The organism is Pseudomonas sp. HN8-3, assembly GCF_020790195.1.
Taxonomy (GTDB): domain Bacteria; phylum Pseudomonadota; class Gammaproteobacteria; order Pseudomonadales; family Pseudomonadaceae; genus Aquipseudomonas; species Aquipseudomonas synxantha_A.
Map to the genome: position 1 here is coordinate 2739234 of NZ_CP086206.1, position 18723 is coordinate 2757956.

The 18723-nt window shown below is 60.4% G+C and carries 15 protein-coding genes; 4 read left to right on the forward strand and 11 right to left on the reverse strand.

Annotated elements, in window-relative coordinates; translation table 11 throughout:
* Positions 1-5 precede the first annotated feature (5 nt).
* Entirely contained in the window at positions 6-5144 is a 5139-nt protein-coding gene (locus LJX92_RS12070; RefSeq protein ID WP_228309808.1) for a dermonecrotic toxin domain-containing protein, read from the reverse strand.
* Between the two features lie 170 nt (positions 5145-5314).
* On the opposite strand from LJX92_RS12070, the gene LJX92_RS12075 reads away from it, so the two are divergent.
* Positions 5315-6346 (forward strand): Ldh family oxidoreductase, encoded by a 1032-nt coding sequence (locus tag LJX92_RS12075; protein ID WP_078821494.1) that lies wholly within the window; start codon positions 5315-5317, stop codon positions 6344-6346.
* 33 nt (positions 6347-6379) lie between these two features.
* Here the strand turns inward: LJX92_RS12075 and LJX92_RS12080 are convergent, their stop codons facing one another.
* Positions 6380-6700 carry a DUF883 family protein gene (locus LJX92_RS12080; RefSeq protein WP_032875861.1) on the reverse strand — a complete coding sequence of 107 codons (321 nt, stop codon included), beginning with the start codon at positions 6698-6700 and terminating at the stop codon, positions 6380-6382.
* A 162-nt stretch (positions 6701-6862) separates the two neighbouring features.
* Here LJX92_RS12080 and LJX92_RS12085 point away from each other — a divergent pair, with 162 nt between their 5' ends.
* Positions 6863-7117: a hypothetical protein gene (locus LJX92_RS12085; protein ID WP_003190904.1), complete on the forward strand. Its 255-nt coding sequence runs from the start codon at positions 6863-6865 to the stop codon at positions 7115-7117.
* Here LJX92_RS12085 and LJX92_RS12090 read toward each other — a convergent pair.
* Entirely contained in the window at positions 7089-8009 is a 921-nt protein-coding gene (locus LJX92_RS12090; RefSeq protein WP_032875858.1) for a LysR family transcriptional regulator, read from the reverse strand. The genes LJX92_RS12085 and LJX92_RS12090 overlap by 29 nt on opposite strands.
* A 90-nt stretch (positions 8010-8099) precedes the next feature.
* Between LJX92_RS12090 and LJX92_RS12095 the strand changes: the two genes are divergently transcribed.
* On the forward strand, positions 8100-9026 hold the full coding sequence (locus tag LJX92_RS12095; protein ID WP_078821493.1) for a carbon-nitrogen hydrolase family protein: 927 nt from the start codon (positions 8100-8102) through the stop codon (positions 9024-9026).
* Positions 9027-9096: 70 nt separating this feature from the next.
* On the opposite strand, the gene LJX92_RS12100 is transcribed toward LJX92_RS12095, so the two are convergent.
* A complete protein-coding gene (locus tag LJX92_RS12100) occupies positions 9097-9558 on the reverse strand; it encodes an LEA type 2 family protein (RefSeq protein WP_005788636.1) in 462 nt (153 codons plus the stop codon).
* 12 nt (positions 9559-9570) lie between these two features.
* Positions 9571-11001 carry a nucleobase:cation symporter-2 family protein gene (locus tag LJX92_RS12105; protein WP_103734314.1) on the reverse strand — a complete coding sequence of 477 codons (1431 nt, stop codon included), beginning with the start codon at positions 10999-11001 and terminating at the stop codon, positions 9571-9573.
* A 232-nt stretch (positions 11002-11233) separates the two neighbouring features.
* On the opposite strand from LJX92_RS12105, the gene LJX92_RS12110 reads away from it, so the two are divergent.
* Complete coding sequence (locus LJX92_RS12110; RefSeq protein WP_103734313.1) at positions 11234-12859, forward strand: methyl-accepting chemotaxis protein; 1626 nt, start codon at positions 11234-11236, stop codon at positions 12857-12859.
* Between the two features lie 15 nt (positions 12860-12874).
* On the opposite strand, the gene LJX92_RS12115 is transcribed toward LJX92_RS12110, so the two are convergent.
* The 6 genes from LJX92_RS12115 to LJX92_RS12140 all read right to left on the reverse strand — a co-directional run bounded on the left by LJX92_RS12115 (position 12875) and on the right by LJX92_RS12140 (position 18545).
* Positions 12875-13246 (reverse strand): hypothetical protein, encoded by a 372-nt coding sequence (locus tag LJX92_RS12115; protein ID WP_078821490.1) that lies wholly within the window; start codon positions 13244-13246, stop codon positions 12875-12877.
* A 119-nt stretch (positions 13247-13365) separates the two neighbouring features.
* Positions 13366-14346 (reverse strand): NAD(P)-dependent oxidoreductase, encoded by a 981-nt coding sequence (locus LJX92_RS12120; protein WP_032875844.1) that lies wholly within the window; start codon positions 14344-14346, stop codon positions 13366-13368.
* The gene (locus tag LJX92_RS12125; protein WP_032875841.1) at positions 14343-15635 is read right to left on the reverse strand and encodes an MFS transporter; all 1293 of its coding nucleotides are present in this window, start codon (positions 15633-15635) and stop codon (positions 14343-14345) included. Before LJX92_RS12125 ends, LJX92_RS12120 begins: the two co-directional genes overlap by 4 nt.
* A gap of 45 nt (positions 15636-15680) precedes the next feature.
* Positions 15681-16622, reverse strand: a complete 942-nt coding sequence (locus LJX92_RS12130; RefSeq protein WP_103734312.1) for a sugar kinase — start codon at positions 16620-16622, stop codon at positions 15681-15683.
* Positions 16615-17397 (reverse strand): sugar phosphate isomerase/epimerase family protein, encoded by a 783-nt coding sequence (locus tag LJX92_RS12135; RefSeq protein WP_228309809.1) that lies wholly within the window; start codon positions 17395-17397, stop codon positions 16615-16617. The genes LJX92_RS12130 and LJX92_RS12135 overlap by 8 nt, the downstream gene beginning before the upstream one ends.
* An 86-nt stretch (positions 17398-17483) precedes the next feature.
* Complete coding sequence (locus LJX92_RS12140; protein ID WP_323134841.1) at positions 17484-18545, reverse strand: LacI family DNA-binding transcriptional regulator; 1062 nt, start codon at positions 18543-18545, stop codon at positions 17484-17486.
* Between the last annotated feature and the right edge of the window lie 178 nt (positions 18546-18723).

Consider the following 18723-nt stretch of genomic DNA (forward strand, 5'->3'; position numbering starts at 1 on the left):
CCTGCTCAGGCCCCCTCATCCAGCATTCGCCCCAGATGTGTAATCAGGTAACTGACTGAGTCGGCGTTGGATAGAATGACGTCAATACGCTTGTCGACATTGCTCATGAAAACTTCTCGGGCCTCATTCAGGGTCTTGGCACCCGTGATATTCAGGACTCTGCGTTTGAGGAAGCTGGTGGCGGTGAAAAAGCCGTAATCCTCCCAGGTATTGGATATGTCATCCCATGCCTTGAATAGCATAGTTGCCGGCGTCAACGTCGACAGCCCGCTCGTTTGCAAATCATCTTGGCGCGTCTTCACCGCCTGAGCACCCGGCTTTGCCGTATCGATCAGGTCTCGGAATGGCTCCAGGCTCCGCAGGTAGGCAATGTCCTCTGTCTTGAACCGCAGATGCGTCAGCTCATGGATCAGGGTAGAGGCTCTGGCATGGGCGAACATGTCGAAAGGTTCACTCAGTATGGTGGCGTATTCAGCCAGGTTTGGATGGAAGAACCTTTCGAACAAGTACACTTTGCGCTCGCTGTCACCGAGAAGCACCATCGCGTAATCAGTGGTGGGGGCTTTCACGCTTTCACCGCTGACAAAGCGCATTGAGTCAGGCCCGATCAAGGTGGGGTCGCTTAACTCATCCAGTATTCCATCGATGATGTCCTCGATTTTCTTCACTTGGGCCGGGTTCAGATTGAGAGTGCCGAACAGGTCGCACAAGAACAGGCCTACCCGGCTATCAGGCTTGAGCAGCTCTGCAAAGTGATGGATGTTGCGCTTGCAGTTGACGGCGTAGTAAGTCGATACGTTCAAGGCTTCGTCGATGACTTGGGCTTTCCAGCTTGACACTGCAGCGATCGCCCTTATGCCCTGCGCTTCAATATTGATGTCGCGCCTTTCGGCTCGTCGCACTTTTTGCCGCGTCCAGGCCTGGCCGAAGCGGGGCTTGTGTATGCTCAGGTCCATTACCCATTTGCCATCAGCATTGCGACCGACGTAGGGGCCCTGCTGATCGTCGTTGTCCAGGCGCCAGTGCTCCTTGGTTTTCTTCACCGGATACACCTTGCCTGCCAGCGGCACGTAACTCTTGGCGCTCGCCTTATCCTTGTAGACATGGGTGGAGGTGTCCAGCTCAAGGTCCTCCAGGGCGATGTCGTAGCCCTCCAAGCGCTGCAACCGCGTTCGCGAAGTGGCGGTGACGTCCCGCAGGCCCGGGGCAGTGGCGGTGGGCAGGCCGCCTTCCGGCAGGTCGACCAGGTCAGCGTCATCAGGCGGTGGGGTTTCGCTGCCATCAAGCTCGCTGTACAGGGCGGCCATTTGCACCACGGCCAGGCTGAAGTCCTTCATCGCGGCTTTCCACTGGTGCAGTTGCAGCGCTTCAGCCGAGCGCTTGACTAACTGGTAGCTGCGCCAGACCACAAGTGGATAGGCGAGTTTACCCGCCATGAAGTGCACTGCCGCGGGTATGCCCTTGCCGAACACGCCCACCACTTTATCCCAAAGCAGCTTGGAGCCTTTTTCGAACTGGCAGGCGAGCATTTTTAGCAGGATCAGCGTGTTCTCACTGAATAAATAGTGCAGCAGGTTGCCGGTCACGGCAGATGAGGCCAGGCTCATATCCGAAGAGCGATGAAGGTTGTTTTGCAGCAAGCTGCGGTAAACGGCCTGGTGCGGATCTTCCAGGTGCTGAATGACCCAGTCCTGCAGTTCCCCTGGTCGCTCCACCTCATCCAGCAGCGCTTGCTCGTTGTCATATTGCTTGAGCACGTGGTTTTCACTGTAGGGCGCATAGAGCACTACCGGACCGGCCTCTTTACCTCCAGGGCTGATCAGGTACATGCCCAATACCTTGGCGGCAGTAGCGCCTGCAGTCGCCACCAGCTCAACGGGCCGGATCAGCGTCGATACGTCCTTCAACGCCGCACGTGCCAGGCCGTCAGGCATGTCGAACACCTGCTGGACCAAGCCCAAGGCCTTGTTTGACAGGCGTTCTTGCAGATGTTGCTCGTGGGCGTATTGCAACACCTGCCATGGCAGTTGCCGACAGAACAGGCGCCGCCGTTTGCGTGCAGCTTCCGTGCGGGTGTCCATCTCGGTTTGCAATCGCTTTTGGTACACCGATTTCAAGTCCAGTTGCCGCACCAGTTGAACCAGCGCATTGGCATCCAGGGTGTCCGGCAGCGGTGTGGCGGTGCGCGATCGCGGGCCGATAGTCTGGTTGTTCAGGTCCGGCCAGTGACGCAAGGCAAAATCGGTCAGGCTGTAGTCATGGATGTCGAGGGCCTGGTGCACGGGAATCAGCACGTCATCGGGGCTGAGTGTGTGTTCGGGGAAGCGTGCCTGGAGCAGCTTGCTCAGGGCGCCAAAGGTGTGCTCGCGCAGGGACAGGATGCCCTGCAGGTAGTCTTCCTCTTCCGGGGCGCTGTTGTGGTATTGCTCAAGCAGTTCTGCATGGTAGATCTGCTCGTTGGCGGGCGCCATTGCCAGCCACACGGGCAGGGCCTGCTGGGTGACCATGGCATCGGCCAGCGCCTTGGCTCGTGCAAGGTTGGTGGGCGCCGGGATCTGCAGGATCTCATCCAGGCGGTCCTGCACGGCGCGCGCCGGCAAGTCCATGGCCAGCAGTCGGTCTACCGAGTCCATGACGTAATCGCCGTAGGTTTTCAGGCGATTGTCCAGCAGGTTATCGTCAATACGTTGCAGCGCAGCCAGGCGATACGCCTGATGAGGCACGCGCTGGGACAATGACAGATTCTCCAGTAGCGACAGTCGTTTGATCGGATGCGCCAGGCGCTGGGTGAGCGCCTCGCGCAGGGCCGAGACCGACGCAAAAACCTCATGACCACGCCGAGGCGTCCATAGGATCGCCTGGCCCGAATTCTTGGGGTCAAGGCCGCCACGTTCGGTCAGTACAAACAGATTGGCCAGCGGCAGCAGCGCGTCGGACGTACCCTTGTGCAATGCCAGCGCATAAGCATCCGGCAGAAACCCGTTGATCCCATGTCGGGTCAGGCGCGCCAGGCTGTCAGTTCGCAGGACCGCATCAAGAATGGCGTTGCTGCGGTGCGTCAGCGTTTTACCCAGCAGTCGCAGTTCAGCCTCGCTGCGCAAGCCCAACAGCATCGAGTGCGCGTGTTTATCGCGGATATTGTTCAGGAACAGGCGCGGGAGTTCACGCATCTCGTGGCCGGCAAACACCTTCAAGACCCGTTCGATCATGTTGTTGAAGGTTTTGAGGGGCATGTTATTGAGCTTCAGGGCGACACCCTGGTTGCGTTCTGCGTAAAACCCAGTTCTGGAAGACACTGGGAGCGGCTTGCTCTTCTGGCCGAGGCGCTCGATGAAATGTTCAACCATGCTCAGCGAAGACACAGGCGCGCGCTCCTCACGCTGCTCGGCGCGGGACGCGTAAGTGTTGACATAAATCTCGTCGGCCTTGAGGTCCAGTCGTTGGGTTTGCAGTTCTGTGTTCAGGGCCAGGGTGGCCATGCTGCGCAGTGTCGGGTGCTTAAGGCGCTCGATCTGCAATCCTTCTTGGGCAGCGCGCAGGCGTTGCAGGTGCAGCTTGGCGCGCTCGGCTTGCACCGTGGAGGGGCGGCCATTGCCGCTGCTGACGGGATGTATCGTCCAGCGCCCATCGGTGTCCAGGTCGGCCAGGCGACTGTCGAGCATGGTGCGGATGTCCAGGGCGTAATCGAGCAATGCTTCCAGGTCCACCTGGCCGGCGCTGCTGCGATAGAGGCTCAGGGCATGGTTCATATTACTGGTCTGCTTGGCGGCGATGTCTTCGATCATGTCGGTGAACACGTGCCCGGTGACGGGGTGTGCGGCAACGTTGATCTGGTCCAGGCCGATAAAGGTGTTGCGCTCGTCCAGAGAGAGGAAATTGAGCAGTTCATCTTCGTGCCCGGCGGCGGTGAGCATGGTCAATAGCGTGTCTTTGAGATCGTCCAGATCCTTAAGTACCTGCAAGCCACGGGATTGGGTATAAAGGTAGGCATGGCTGTCATGCAGCATCAGGGTACTGGCCAGTTCCACGTAGTGCTGGTAGGGCGCGTAGATGCGCACTTTTTCCACGCTCAGTTTGGCGGCGTAGGTGCTGCGAGCGCCCTGGTCGCTGAGGAGCAGGGCCTGGAGCATATGGCTTTCGTCAGCACTGAGGATGCCGTTCTGGCGCTTGAGCAGCACATCGAGGCGGAACTTGTCAGCCAGGATTTGCGCGAACAGGTCAAGGCGTGAGGTGCCGCTGTCGATGTCTTCGTTCCAGTAGGTCTGTAGCAGGCTCTCGAGCAATTTGGACAGCGTACCGGAGGTTTGTTCGATGAGCGTGTCCCAATACTCGCGATCTTGTTGCAACTGGGGCTGGGTGAAGTGGCTGGTGACGTGCTTGGGGTTGATGAATTCGCGAGTTTGCCCCAAGGGCCAGGCATGTTTGACATAGAACTGCAATAACGCATCACGTAACGACAGGGAGTCGATCCAGCGTCGATCGGCATCCGTCGGGCTTTGGAGAAAGCAGTTCACTTGCGTTTGCCGCTGATCCAGGCCGGGGAAATGAGGGTGCGCCATGATGCCGAGCAATGTGTCGAGCATGGCGGACAAGGTCGGGGTCTTCTGCAAGTGCTCAAGCATTGCTTGCACGTTGGCCTGTTGGCAGGCCTGCAGGGTTTGTTCCTGGTCTTGCATGACCGCACCCAGGACCGGCGAAGTGGTCAGTGTCAGAGCGCTATCCGCCGGCAGACTGTTGCGCTGTGCAATCGACAGAAAACTCAGCAACTCCACGCGCTGTACCGAATCAGCCAACGCCTGACTGACCTCGGCAAGCAGCGAGGCATGGCTGTCAAACACCTGGATACCGCCATAAGGCGTGTACAGCAGAGCCTTGGCACCGTCGGGCGTGGAACTCATCACAAACGCGCCGGCCAGTGGGATCGCAACCTGCCCCGACACATTGATCATTAGCTTTTCTACACGCATGGGCGGGCTTTGCAGGCGGGTATCCTGACGGCTGGCGTCGCTGGCGTAATACACGCCGTGCAGCCATTCCAGATCCTTGACGGTGAACCCCAGGGCGCGTTCGCGCTCGCTCAATGTCGAGCGATTGACGGGTAGCAGGAACTCGTCGAAAAAATAGGGCGGGGTGACACGGGTCATCGCCTGTCTCCAGCGTGAATAGGAAGACACAGGGTAGGCAGGCACCTATGACTGGCGGGGGTAACTATTGAGTCTCGTCGTAAGTTGACAGTGAGCGCTGCAGGTGGTGTTTAATCGACGGCCTGGATGTCCATTCGTTGCCCCTTCCAATCATAAAAATGGAGCTTCAAATGTCTGCGCAGTCTCCGACAGTTGTCACGGCCTTCATCAGCTTCACTGAGTTGGTGGGGGTGCTCCAACAGATTTTCGTCAGGCACGGCACCTCGCCAGAAGTGGCGGCGATCCTTGCGCACAATTGCGCCAGCGCTGAACGTGATGGCGCTCATAGCCACGGTATTTTTCGTATCCCGGGTTACCTCTCGACCCTGGCCAGCGGTTGGGTAAATGGCGCCGCCGTGCCGATCGTGACCGACGTTGCGTCAGGCTTCGTACGGGTCGACGCCGCCAATGGGTTCGCCCAACCCGCTCTGGCGGCCGCGCGTGCGTTGCTGGTGAGCAAGGCCCGCAGCGCCGGCATTGCGTTACTGGCTATCCACAATTCCCATCACTTTGCTGCCTTGTGGCCGGACGTCGAACCTTTCGCCGAAGAAGGGCTGGTTGCACTCAGTGTGGTCAACAGCATGACCTGCGTGGTGCCCCATGGCGCTGATCGCCCGTTGTTCGGCACCAACCCCATCGCGTTTGCTGCGCCGCGGGCCGATGGCGCGCCGATTGTGTTCGACCTGGCCACCAGCGCCATCGCCCATGGCGACGTGCAGATCGCCGCGCGCAAAGGCGAACGGCTCCCACCAGGCATGGGCGTCGATAGCCTGGGCCAGCCGACCCAGGACCCGAAAGCCATTCTGGAGGGGGGCGCGCTGTTGCCATTTGGTGGGCATAAGGGGTCGGCGTTGTCGATGATGGTCGAGTTGCTGGCGGCGGCACTGACAGGCGGCAATTTTTCGTTCGAATTCAATTGGGCCGATCATCCGGGAGCGCGTACGCCCTGGACCGGCCAATTACTGATAGTAATCGATCCGCGCAAAACCGCCGGGCAAAGCTTTGCCGAGCGCAGCCAGGAACTGGTGCGGCAGATGCATGCGGCGGGGTTACGGCGATTACCGGGGGATCGGCGCCATCGCACACGGGCGGAGTCGCAGGAAGCAGGCATAGAGCTTGACGCGCAGGACCTTCGGCAACTGCGAGAACTGGCGGCGGGGTGAAACAGGCTGCGCCATGGGCGCAGCCCGTGCTGATCAGTTACGGCGACCCAGCAGCAGACCCACCACCAGGCCAAAGCCTGCGGAAATGGCCACGGTCTGCCATGGATGACCGCCGATGTAGGTCTCGGTGGCGTCCACGACTGGCTTGCTGCGCTCACGGACGCTGGACACCGAATCCAGGGCTTGCTTGAGTTTGATGGCAACCTGCTCGCGCAGGGTTTCACCTTCCTCGCCTACCAGGGATGCGCTGCTTTTGAGCAGTTTGTCCGATTCTTCGATCAGCGCGGTCAGTTCGCTGAAGGCTTGATCCTTGATTTGTTCTTCGACGGCTTGGGCGGCGGTTTTGCGGGCCATGTGTGACTCCTTGCAAGTGAATGTGACAGTGAACAATGGAGTATCGGGCAGCGGCAAAAGTTGCAGTTATTTTGCGAGCCGTCCATTTGCGGCACAATGGTGATCAGGCCCTTTGGGCCTACAGTGTAAGATGTCAGTCATTTGTGCAGCAGGTAATTCAACATGAGCTTCAATCTCGCCAACAAGACCCTCGCCGAACGCGCCGAGCTGGAAGACGAAAAGTCGCGCCTCTACGACCTTTGGCAAACCAACCTGGGCAAAGCCAAGGGCGAAGCGGCCCGTTTGTTCGGCGAGCGCGCCAAGCGCAAGGGAAAATGGGCCGAGTGGGTGCGCGCCGAACTTGACGGCATGTCGCCGCCGGAGTTTTCCAACATGGTGCGCAGTGAAGTCAACAAGCTGATGGCAGCGGCGAAATAAAGCACGCCACGATCGCCTCGCGAACCTTGAGCAACAGCGGATCAAGCTGGGCCTGGGTACGCCAGCCCAACTCCACCGGGTAGTGCGGCAGCGCCAGCGGGCAGGGCAGCACACGCAAGCCGGTCATCTGCGCAATCGCTTGGGCCGCATGACCGGGGATCGTCGCCACCGCCGCGCTGCCTTTGAGCAGGTACGGCAGCGCCGCAAAGTGGCTGGTGGACGCACATACCTGGCGGCTCAAGCCCTGCGCCGCCAACCCTTCATCGGTAATACCGATAAACCCGCCTGACGACACCAGCACATGGTCGCGTGCGATGAATTCTGCAAGCTCGATACCTTGCTGATCGGGCGCCAGGCTACCTGGGTCAACCAGGCAACGGTAGTCACCTTCGCCCAGCACTTGCCGACTCAGCCTGCGCTCGGCAAACCCGCCGGCGGTAATGGCCAGGTCCAGGTTGCGGTCGAGCAGGGCAGCCGCAACGATCTGGCTGTGGGTCTGGCGAAAGATCACCCGCAGTTTCGGCAGGCGCTCTGCAATGGCGTCCATCAGCTGCCGGCCGTAGGCGATTTCGAAATCGTCTGACAGACCTAACACCACCGATCGCCCCTGATAATGCGGGTTATCCGGGTGGATCATCGCCAGGCTTTGTCGGCAGCGGTCCAATGCCTCGCTGATCACCGGTTTCAACTGATTGGCCCGCAGGGTGGGCGCCAGGCCGCGACCGGTGCGTACGAAAAGTGGGTCGCCATATAGTTCGCGTAAACGCCGCAAACCGGCGCTGATTGCCGATTGCGTAACGCCCAGGCGCAAGGCAGCACGGCTGGCGCTGGACTCGTCGTGCAGGGCTTCGAAGGTTTTCAGCAGGTTCAGGTCAACCTGGGCGATATTCATTTGGCTCATATCATTTAGCACTGAGGTGGGCTTTATTCATGATCGAGTCTGGCCGGAGAATGGGCAACCCTTGTTACCGGAGTGAGCACAATGCCCGTATCGATCGTCGCAGCCCTGCAAATCGGCTCCTTGCCTGGCGGCAAAGCGCAAACCCTGGCGCAGATCCTGGCCTATGAAGATGAAATACAGCGCAGTGGCGCGCAGTTGGTGGTGATGCCTGAGGCGTTGCTGGGGGGATATCCCAAGGGCGAAAGCTTCGGCACGCAATTGGGCTATCGCCTGCCCGAAGGCCGTGAAGCCTTTGCGCGGTACTTTGCCAATGCCATCGACGTGCCGGGCGTGGAGACCAAGGCGCTGGCCGGGTTATCGGCGCGTACCGGTGCGAGCCTGGTGCTCGGCGTGATCGAGCGCAGTGGCAGCACGCTGTATTGCACCGTGCTGTATTTCGAACCGTCGAGCGGTTTGGTCGCCAAGCACCGCAAACTCATGCCGACCGGCACTGAGCGGCTGATCTGGGGCAAGGGCGACGGCTCAACCTTGCCGGTGATTGACGCGGCTGTCGGGCGTATCGGCGGGGCGGTGTGCTGGGAGAACATGATGCCGCTGTTGCGCACGGCGATGTATGCCAAGGGCGTGCAGGTGTGGTGTGCGCCCACAGTGGACGAGCGCGAGATGTGGCAGGTGAGCATGCGCCATATTGCCCATGAAGGCCGTTGCTTTGTGGTCAGCGCCTGCCAGGTGCAGGCATCACCGCAGGCCTTGGGTGTGGAGGTTGCCAACTGGCCGGCGGAGCGCCCGTTGATTGCCGGTGGCAGCGTGATCGTCGGTCCCATGGGCGATATTTTGGCGGGGCCGTTGCTGGGGGAGGCGGGTTTGTTGACGGCGCAGATCGATACAGATGATCTGGTGCGGGCACGCTACGACTACGACGTAGTGGGGCATTACGCTCGGCCGGATATTTTTGAATTGGTGGTGGACGAGCGCGCCAAGTCAGGCGTGCGCTACATCACTGATTGAACCGGGTCAACCCAAGGCTTTTGTAGGCGCGAGCTTGCATTTCGCAGATTTGGATCAGATCACTCGCGCATCACCAGGTGGCGGTATTGGGCAAATCCAGAGTGCCACGCTCTACAAAGCGCATGGTGCCGAACAATCCGCCCGCCAGTTTGCCGCGCAGCACATAGGGCAGGTTATTCAGGCTTTGGGTCTGGCTCAGGCCCAGGGTCTGGCGCAACACCGAGAACGCCGAAACACTCACGGGGACCATCAGCACCGTCTCGGAAAAACGTGGGATGCTGCCGGCCTGGTCACTTACCCCGGACGCCAACGGCCGGCCATTGACTTCCAGATCCAGCGCCACGCCGTTGTAGTCGATTGCCGTTTCATTGGGGTTCTGCACCCGCAGCTTCACGGCAAAGCGCACTTCCAGATCCTGGCTTTGCAGGGGCTCGATGCCCACCACGTTGATATTCACCGGGTCGCGATTGGGGAACAGCGCGCAGGCGCTCAAGCTCAGCAACAACAACGAAAGAACCATGAGCTTGCGCATATAAAAGTGCTCCTACTGTTTCGTGACGTCCGGGTCCTGCATGACCTTGAGGGTAGAGGACTCCGGATCGAATTCATCTTCTTCCAGCTCTATGAACTCTTCGGGCAGGAAAATGTTCAGCAGGATTGCACAGAACGCACCCACAGTGATCGGCGATTCGAAGATGTTGTGCAGCGCCTTGGGCAAATCGCGCAGCACTTCCGGCACTGCGGCGACGCCCAGGCCCATCCCCAGGGAAATCGCCACGATCAGCACATTGCGCCGGTGCAGGCCGGCTTCGGCGAGGATCTTGATCCCGGCCACGGCTACGGTGCCGAACATGATCAGGGTCGCGCCGCCAAGTACTGGTTTGGGCATCAGTTGCAGCACCGCGCCGATCATCGGGAACAACCCCAGCAGCACCAGCAGCCCGGCGATAAAGTACGCCACGTAGCGGCTGGCCACGCCGGTCAGCTGGATCACGCCGTTGTTCTGGGCGAACGTCACCATCGGCAGGCTGTTGAAGGTAGCGGCCATCGCCGAGTTGAGGCCATCGGCCAGCAGGCCGGATTTGATGCGCTTGATATACAGCGGGCCCTTGACCGGTTGCTGGGAGATCATCGAATTGGCTGTCAGGTCTCCAGCCGCTTCCAGAGGCGAAATCAGGAAGATCACCGCCACCGGGATAAATGCCACCCAGTCAAACGAGAAGCCGTACTTGAACGGCACCGGCACGCTGATCAACGGCACCTGGGGCAGGGCGGCCATGTCGACGCGGCCCAGCCACCACGCCACCACAAAGCCCAACGTCAGGCCGATCACGATCGAACCCAGGCGCAGGAACGGGTTGTTGAAACGGTTGAGCACCACGATGGTCAGCAGCACCAGCGCCGCCAGGCCCATATTGCTGGCGGCGCCCAGGTCGCCAGCGCCATAGCCGCCGGCCATGTCGGTGACCGCCACCTTGATCAGTGACAGGCCCATCAAGGTAATGATGGTGCCAGTCACAACCGGGGTGATCAGCTTGCGCAGTTTGCCGATGAACTGGCTCAGCACTACTTCGATAAACGCGGCGAAAAAGCAGATGCCAAAGATCGTCGACAGGATTTCATCGGTGCCGCCGCCCCGGGCCTTAACCATAAAGCCCGCACTGAGAATCACGCTGATAAACGAAAAGCTGGTGCCTTGCAGGCACAACAGGCCCGAACCCACTGGCCCGAACGTGCGTGCCTGCACAAAGGTGCCGAGCCCCGAGACGAACAACGCCATGCTCACCAGGTAGGGCACTTCGCTTTCGAGGCCCAACACGCCGCCGACAATCAGGGTCGGGGTGATGATGCCGACGAAGCTGGCCAAGACGTGCTGCAGGGCGGCAAATATCGCGGCGGTGAAGTGCGGGCGGTCTTCCAGGCCGTAGATCAGGTCGGATTTATAGCGCGGGCGAGGGGCTTGAGCGTCAGACAAAATGATGGCTCGGGTCGGAAAATGGAGGCGAAGAATGCCAGAAACCGTCAGTCGTCAGAAGTGTAAAAAAATATTAATAAAGACCCTGCGCAAAAAACTGTCCCGGCCGATAGTGAATATAGGCCCACATTACAACGACAACAGTGGTGACCAAGGTCTGGCCGGCGCGTTGACGCTGACAGATCGTTTCGCGACAGGGACGTTCGCAAACACTACTTCTGAGAGCAGCCCTATGTCCCTTCGTCACCTGAATATTGCGCCTCGAGCGTTTCTCGGTTTCGCCTTCATTGCAGTGTTAGTGGTCATCCTGGGGGTGTTTGCGGTCAACCGCATGACGCAGATTCGGCAGTCTTCCGTGGACATGAGCGCAACCCAGCTGCCCAGCGTGACGTCCCTGGGCAACATCACTGAAAACGTACTGCGCATGCGCATCCTGTCGTTCCGGGTGTTGGTCAACCGCGAACCGGCTGCCCTGCAGGAAGCCGAAACCCGCATCGGCGTGCTGACCGATAAGGTCAAGGCCGCCCAGGCCCATTACGCCCAGCTATCGATGGGCGAGCAAGAGGCGGTGATGTACAAGACCTTCAGCGTGACGCTGGATAATTACTTGAAGGCCCAGGCCGACATGCTGGTGTTGTCCAAGCAAGGCAAGGTCGATGAAATGCGCGCGCTGATCAACAGCCGCATCAAGGACGGCACCGACCAGATGGGCGAGCAGTTGAACAAGCTGATCGCCCTCAATGCCGCCGATGCTAAAACCGCCGACGCGGCGGCTGGGCAAAGTTATGAGGGCGCAATCACCGGTGTGGTGGCAGTGTCGGTGGTGGCCGCATTGCTCACGGTGCTGTTGGCTTGGCTGCTGACCCGCAGCATCGTTACGCCATTGCGCAAAGCCGTGGAAGTTGCCGAGACCATCGCCGCCGGCAACCTCAGCAAAACCTTCGCGGACGATGGCAAGGATGAACCTGCGCGCTTGCTCAGTGCCTTGTCGAGCATGCAGGCCAACCTGCGCCAGACCATCCAGCATATCGCCGGCTCGGCCACGCAGCTGGCTTCGGCGGCAGAAGAGCTGAGTGCGGTGACCGAGGAAGCCTCTCGTGGCCTGCAGCAACAGAACAATGAAATCGATCAAGCCGCCACGGCGGTCAACGAGATGACCGCAGCGGTAGAGGAAGTGGCGCGTAATGCTGTCTCCACCTCCGAGGCCTCCGGGCAGTCCAACCACGTGGCGCGCGAAGGCCGCGACCGGGTGATGGATACTGTCGGCGCGATCCAGACCATGACCCAGGATGTGCAAAACACCGCCGTGATGATCGAAGGCCTGGCGACTCAAGGACGGGATATCGGCAAGGTCCTCGACGTGATCCGTGCGATTGCCGAGCAGACCAACCTGTTGGCGCTTAACGCCGCGATTGAAGCCGCCCGTGCCGGCGAAGCCGGGCGCGGCTTTGCGGTGGTTGCCGACGAAGTGCGGGCCCTGGCCCATCGCACCGCGCAATCGACCCAGGAAATCGAGAAGATGGTCGCTGGCATCCAAAATGGCACCGGTGAAGCGGTGCAGTCCATGCAGCAAAGCAACCAACGCAGCCAGGCCACCCTGGAAATGGCCCGTGCTGCCGGCGTGGCCCTGGAGCAGATCACCCAGTCCATCAGCCTGATCAACGAACGCAACCTGGTGATTGCCAGCGCCTCGGAAGAACAGGCCCAGGTCTCCCGCGAAGTAGACCGCAACCTCGTCAACATCCGCGACCTGGCTACCCAGTCAGCGGCGGGCGCCAACCAGACCAGCGCGGCCAGCCATGAGCTGTCGAGGTTGGCGGTGGATTTGAATGGGATGGTGGCCAGGTTCGTTATCTAACCGCTCAGCGTGTTCTCATGTGGTTGTCTTCAAGGCCAGGCGCAGGAATGCGCCTTTGGAGTTAGGGCTTACTTGGCCGGAGGTGTTGGTGATGGTGTAATAGATCAGGTGAACACCGTCTGGAAAGGTACGTAGCACATCGCCAGTGATCGGGACAATTGCTGCGGTGGTTGTGCTGGTAATAACGTAAGGAACGATGGGTTCTTCGTCAGGCCCCCCGATCCGCATTCCTATCTTGCTTCCTACGACTTGCGTGGGATAAACGGGAACTGTCACCAGTAGTGTGTCGCCGTTGGCTTGCAGGTAGGCGGGGGTAACGCCATTGGCGACCTCCGCCGGTAACTCAGGTTTGACGGGAACCGGACCTGTGCTGTTTTCAGGCGTCATGACATTACTCTCCTTGAGTTAGTGCCCCTGCCTCAGTTGGGGCGCAAAGTCATTCCAGCGCTTTTCTGAGCACAGGGATACTGTCAAGGTTCACAGCTAGGCACCGCAGTTTTGGCGTGTTAAGAACGCTTCCACACATGTGGATTGACCAGATTCTGTGGCCGCTCGCCTGATAACGCCTGCAGCAGATTATCCACCGCACACTTGGCCATCGCCTCGCGCGTCTCATGAGTCGCCGAGCCGATATGCGGCGTCGCTACCACGTTGTTCAAGCGCAGCAACGGCGAGTCGTGGCTGAGCGGTTCCTTCTCGAACACATCCAACCCAGCCGCCCGGATGGTGCGTTGCTGCAACGCTTCGACCAGCGCAGCCTCGTCCACCACCTTGCCGCGGGAGATATTGATAAAGATCGTCTCCGGCCCCATCAGTGCGAACTCTTCGGCGCCGATCAGCTTCTCGGTTTCGGCGGTCAACGGCAGGGTCAGGCAGACAAAATCCGCCTCTTTGAGCAAGTCCTGGAGGCTTCGGTACTGCGCGCCAAAGCGCGCCTCCACCGCAGGCTTTGGCGAATGGCTGTGGTAGATCACCGGCATGCCGAAGCCAAAATGCCCACGCTGGGCCAAGGCTTCGCCGATGCGGCCCATGCCGATGATACCCAACGTCTTGCCATGCACATCGCTGCCAAAATGCGCCGGGCCGATGTTCTTGTTCCACTGGCCGGCACGCACCATGTCGGCCAACTCGACCACACGCCGGGCGGTCGCCAGGATCAGCGCAAAGCCGGTGTCGGCGGTGGTTTCGGTGAGCACATCCGGGGTGTTGCTGAGCAGAATGCCGCGTTGGGTCAGGTAGTCGATGTCGTAGTTGTCGACCCCGACCGAGACGCTGGCCACGGCTTCCAGCTTGGGTGCCAGGTCGAGCAACCGGGCATCCAGGCGCAGGCTTGCACCCAACAGACCATGGGCGCTGGGCAGCGCATCGCGCAGTTTGGCCAGGCCGGCCTCATCCAGTGCATCGATCAGCGTGACCTCGGCCTGCTCATGCAGGCGGGCCATCAGCGGCGCGGACAGTTTCTTGTACAACACAACGGACTTTTTCATGAGGTTTTTACCTTCAACTCCAGGGTTGGCACCGGCGAGCGGTCACTCGCGCCGGGCTTGAGGAAAATCGTCAGCACCACCGACAGCAGCAACGCGCCGCTCATCAACAGGTACGAAGCGCCAGGCGAGCCGGTGCTGCTGTTGAGGTAACCCACCAGGTACGAGCCACCGAACGAGCCCAGCGCGCCCATGCTGTTGATCAGCGCCATGGCGCCACCGGCGACGTTGGCTGGGAGGATTTCCGGGACGATGGCAAAGAACGGGCCGTAGGGTGCATACATGCATGCACCGGCGATCACCAGCAGGGTGTAGGACCACCAGAAATGTTCGGCACCCAACACGTAGGACGCGTAGAAGGCGATGGACGCAATCAGCAATGGTGGCCACACAAAGCGCTTACGCTTTTGCAGTTTGTCCGAGCCCCAGGACACCACCAGCATCCCGATCACCGCCGCCAGGTACGGCAGCGCCGAGAGCCAGCCGGCTTCGACCATGTCCATCTGCAAGCCGGCCTTGAGGATCGACGGCAGCCACAGCACAAAGCCATACACGCCGATGCTCCAGCAGAAGAATTGCAGGGCGAGGATGATCACCTTGGGCGAACGGAACGCCTCGGCGTAATTCTTCACCGCCTTGATACCCACCTGTTCGGCGGCGAGGGCGGTTTCCAGGTCTTTTTTGTGCTGTTCACTCAGCCACTTGGCGTCGGCGGGTTTTTCATCCGCCAGCTTCCACCAGATGAACGCCCACAGTACGGCCGGCAGGCCCTCGATGATAAACATCCAGCGCCAGCTGAAGTGCTGCACCAGGTAGCCCGAGACCACCGACATCCACAGCATGGTCACCGGGTTGCCGAGGATCAGGAAGGTATTGGCCCGCGAGCGTTCGGCACGGGTGAACCAATGGCACAGGTACACCAGCATGGCTGGCATCACCGCGGCTTCGACCACCCCGAGCATGAAGCGGATGGCGATCAGCATATAGGCGTTGGACACCACGCCGGTCAGAGTCGCCAGGCCGCCCCAGAGGATCAGGCTGACGAAGATCAGTTTTTTGACGCTGCGCTTTTGCGCATAGATTGCTCCCGGTACCTGGAAGAAAAAGTAGCCGAGGAAAAACAGCGCACCGAGCAGCGAAGACATGCCGGGCGTGATCATCAGGTCTTCGGCCATCCCGGAGGCGGCGGCAAAGCCGTAGTTGGCTCGGTCCAGGTAGGCCAGGCTGTAGGTGATAAACACGATAGGCATGATGTACCACCAACGACGGGTGGCGAGTTTCACGGTTTCCATGGGGTTGCTCCTGAGCTTGTTGTAGTTGTGGCAACAGGTAATGGGTTACGCAACGGATCGAGTGGGTAATTCGGCGCGGGTCGGCAAACCCTCCATATCGCCACGGCTCTGCACGGCGCGGCTGCCGATCCAGTTAGCGCGCTGGACGGCCTCGGGGAAGCTTGAGTTTTCCAGCAGGGCACTGATCATGCCCACGGCAAAACCATCGCCGGCGCCGACGGTGTCCACGACTTTTTCCACCTTGACTGCGGCGATAAAGCCCTGGTCCATGTGGGTGCGGTAATAGGCGCCTTCGGGGCCGAGTTTGATCGCCACGGCTTCGGCGCCCTGGTCGAGGTAGAACGCAGCGATATCCGCAGGATCCTCGAAACCGGTGAGCAGGCGGCCTTCACCCAGGCCCGGCAAAATCCAGTCGGCAAGAGCGGCCAAGGCGTTGATTTCGCGGATCATCTGCGCCTGGCTGGCCCAGAGCGAGGGACGCAGGTTCGGGTCGAATGACACGCTGCGCCCGGCGTTACGCATCTGCGTCATCAGTTCGAAGGAGAGTTCACGGGTGGCATCGGACAATGCCGGTGGAATCCCGGTAGCGTGCAGATGGCGGGCTTGCAACAACGCAGGGCTGATATCGGCGATGGACAAATGGCTGGCCGCCGAGCCTTTGCGAAAGTACTCGACCTGGGGATCAGCGCCGGCCTCTTCGCGCGACTTGAGCTGAAACCCGGTGGGATGCAACGGGTCGACGGCCACATGGCGGCAATCAATGCCTTCCTTGCCCAGCGTGTCGACCACAAAGCGCCCGAGGGAGTCGTCACCTACTCGGCTCAGCCATGCCACGTTGAACCCCAGGCGCGACAAGCCAATCGCGACATTGCTGTCGGCGCCGGCAATGCGTTTGTGAAACTGCGCGACCTGGCCCAGATCGCCGGTCTGCTCGGCGACAAACATCGCCATGGTTTCACCAAACGACAGGATATCGATCTCAGACATGCGCATTCTCCACGCGGGGTTGGCCAAGGCAGGCGAGGGTGGCGACCTGTTGTGCAGTGACCTCGACCAGGTCATCGCCCTGCAACGGAAATTCCACCGCCCGCGTAATACCTTGAGTCATGTGTTTGAGCAGTTGTTCCCACAGATGCAGGTCGGTGGCGCCGGGTGGCAAGGCCACCAGCTTGCCGTCCGGGCGACGGGCCACGGCCTTGCAGTGCAGGTAATCCACATGCCGGCCCAGCAGGCGTGCAGCGGTCAGCGCGGACTGGTCTTGCCACTGCCAGTTGCCGATATCGAAGGTCATTTTCACCGGCAAGCCCAGGCGTTCGACTTCGGTGAAAAACCGTTGCATGGGTTCAATGCGCCCACCGTGCAGGGTCTGGTCGTTTTCCACCAGCAGCTTGACCGGGTGGCGGTTGAGCAAGGCGTGCAGGCTTTCCAGGTCGTTTGTGTCGGTGAAGTAACCGAGCGAGACCTTCAGCCAGCCCGAGCCAAAGGCCTGGGCGCGGTCCAGGGTGGCGGCCAGCTCGGCATTGGGCTGCGCACGGCCGGCGACCCACAGCTCCAAGGGCGAGGAAAATACTGATTCCAGGCCTTGTTCTGCAGCGGCCAGGGCCAGCTCGGCCGGTTGCTCGGTGGTGAGCAGTTCTTCACGCCATTCAATGCGCTGGGCACCGGCGGCGCTGAGCAGCGCGACAAAACTCAATTGACCCTGCTGGCGAACCAGGTCGGCGCCGTAGCTGGAAAGGCTGATGGAGACGGGGTATTTATGCATTGTTGTTTACCTCTGAAACCGGTTTCATTTTCATGCGCAGAACAAAAAATGTGGGAGCGGGCTTGCCCGCGAAAGCGGTGTGTCAGTCAGCTTGGAAGTGGCTGACCTATCGCTTTCGCGGGCAAGCCCGCTCCCACAAGGGATTGGGTAGAGCCGCGGATAATAAGCTCCGGTAAAAAATCCAGGGTGCGCGTGGGGGCGGTATCGCCGCGCAGGCGCTTGAGCAAACAGTCAAAAGCGCTGGCGCCAATCGCTTGCGTCGGTTGGGCGAGGGCGGTAATCCCATTACCCACCAGCGGGTACCAGTCCAGGTCATCCAGGGCAATCAGGCCCACGTCGGTGAACAGCTCGCAACCCAATGCCTTGAGCGCACGTGTGCAGGCCAGCGCAGCAACACCGTTGGCGCAAAACAGCGCCTTGGGGCCGGGCTTGGCGAGAAAGGCTTGCAGACGTTTTTCCAGTTCGCCGTTCAGCTCAACCACGGCACCGGTCAACGCCGGGCGTTTGGCAATCTCGGTGGTGAAACTCTCCAGGCGCTCAAGACGCGAGCTGGTGCCGTCGGTGGCTTCGCTTACCAACAGCACGTCGCGATAACCCTGTTGCTCAAGATGCTCTACCGCAATACGCACCGCCGCCGGGTTGTCCAGGCCCACCAAGTCACTGTGCAACGGCTCGACCTTGCGGTCCACTAACACCAGGGGCATTTCCCGTTGCAGTTCCAGCAGTTGGTCGAGGTGATGGCCCAGGGTGTTCACGATCAACCCTTCGATGTTGTACGAGCGCAGCGCTGCCAGGTGCTGGCGCTCCTGCTCGTCATCGCGGTCGGTGTTGCACACCACCAGGCTGTAGCCGTGCTGGCGGCAGGCGGTTTCGACGCCGTGCATCACCGCGATGGAGTAGGGGTTGCGGATATCAGCCACCAGCATGCCGATCAGGCGCGTGCGCCCACGCTTGAGGCCACGGGCCATCTGGTTGGGGCGGTAGCCGAGTTCTGCGATGGCGTGTTCGATACGCAGGGCGATGGCATCGGAGAGCAGGGCGCGGTCATCGCCGATAAAGCGCGACACGCTGGCCTTGGACACGCACGCTCGCTCGGCGACGTCGAGCATGGTCACGCGGCTGCGCTGGGCGGCGGAAAATGGAGTCACGGCAAAGCCTTTCTTATTGGAATGAGTAACGGGATGAAACCGGTTTCAGAAAACACTAGCCCATCGTCTTCGTCAAGAGAATCTTGGTCGTGTGAAGCCACTGGTCAGCGGGGAGATCCGACGAGCGGTGGTCCTACCTGTGAGTTTTGACAGTATCGGCTGGGCCAGAGGAGGTGTT

Bases quoted from the DNA above. Each gene is read 5' to 3' on its own strand.
- LJX92_RS12070 (WP_228309808.1), bottom strand. From the start codon at position 5,144: ATGACCCGTGTCACCCCGCCCTATTTTTTCGACGAGTTCCTGCTACCC.
- LJX92_RS12075 (WP_078821494.1), top strand. From the start codon at position 5,315: ATGTCTGCGCAGTCTCCGACAGTTGTCACGGCCTTCATCAGCTTCACT.
- LJX92_RS12080 (WP_032875861.1), bottom strand. From the start codon at position 6,700: ATGGCCCGCAAAACCGCCGCCCAAGCCGTCGAAGAACAAATCAAGGAT.
- LJX92_RS12085 (WP_003190904.1), top strand. From the start codon at position 6,863: ATGAGCTTCAATCTCGCCAACAAGACCCTCGCCGAACGCGCCGAGCTG.
- LJX92_RS12090 (WP_032875858.1), bottom strand. From the start codon at position 8,009: ATGAATATCGCCCAGGTTGACCTGAACCTGCTGAAAACCTTCGAAGCC.
- LJX92_RS12095 (WP_078821493.1), top strand. From the start codon at position 8,100: ATGCCCGTATCGATCGTCGCAGCCCTGCAAATCGGCTCCTTGCCTGGC.
- LJX92_RS12100 (WP_005788636.1), bottom strand. From the start codon at position 9,558: ATGCGCAAGCTCATGGTTCTTTCGTTGTTGTTGCTGAGCTTGAGCGCC.
- LJX92_RS12110 (WP_103734313.1), top strand. From the start codon at position 11,234: ATGTCCCTTCGTCACCTGAATATTGCGCCTCGAGCGTTTCTCGGTTTC.
- LJX92_RS12115 (WP_078821490.1), bottom strand. From the start codon at position 13,246: ATGACGCCTGAAAACAGCACAGGTCCGGTTCCCGTCAAACCTGAGTTA.
- LJX92_RS12120 (WP_032875844.1), bottom strand. From the start codon at position 14,346: ATGAAAAAGTCCGTTGTGTTGTACAAGAAACTGTCCGCGCCGCTGATG.
- LJX92_RS12125 (WP_032875841.1), bottom strand. From the start codon at position 15,635: ATGGAAACCGTGAAACTCGCCACCCGTCGTTGGTGGTACATCATGCCT.
- LJX92_RS12130 (WP_103734312.1), bottom strand. From the start codon at position 16,622: ATGTCTGAGATCGATATCCTGTCGTTTGGTGAAACCATGGCGATGTTT.
- LJX92_RS12135 (WP_228309809.1), bottom strand. From the start codon at position 17,397: ATGCATAAATACCCCGTCTCCATCAGCCTTTCCAGCTACGGCGCCGAC.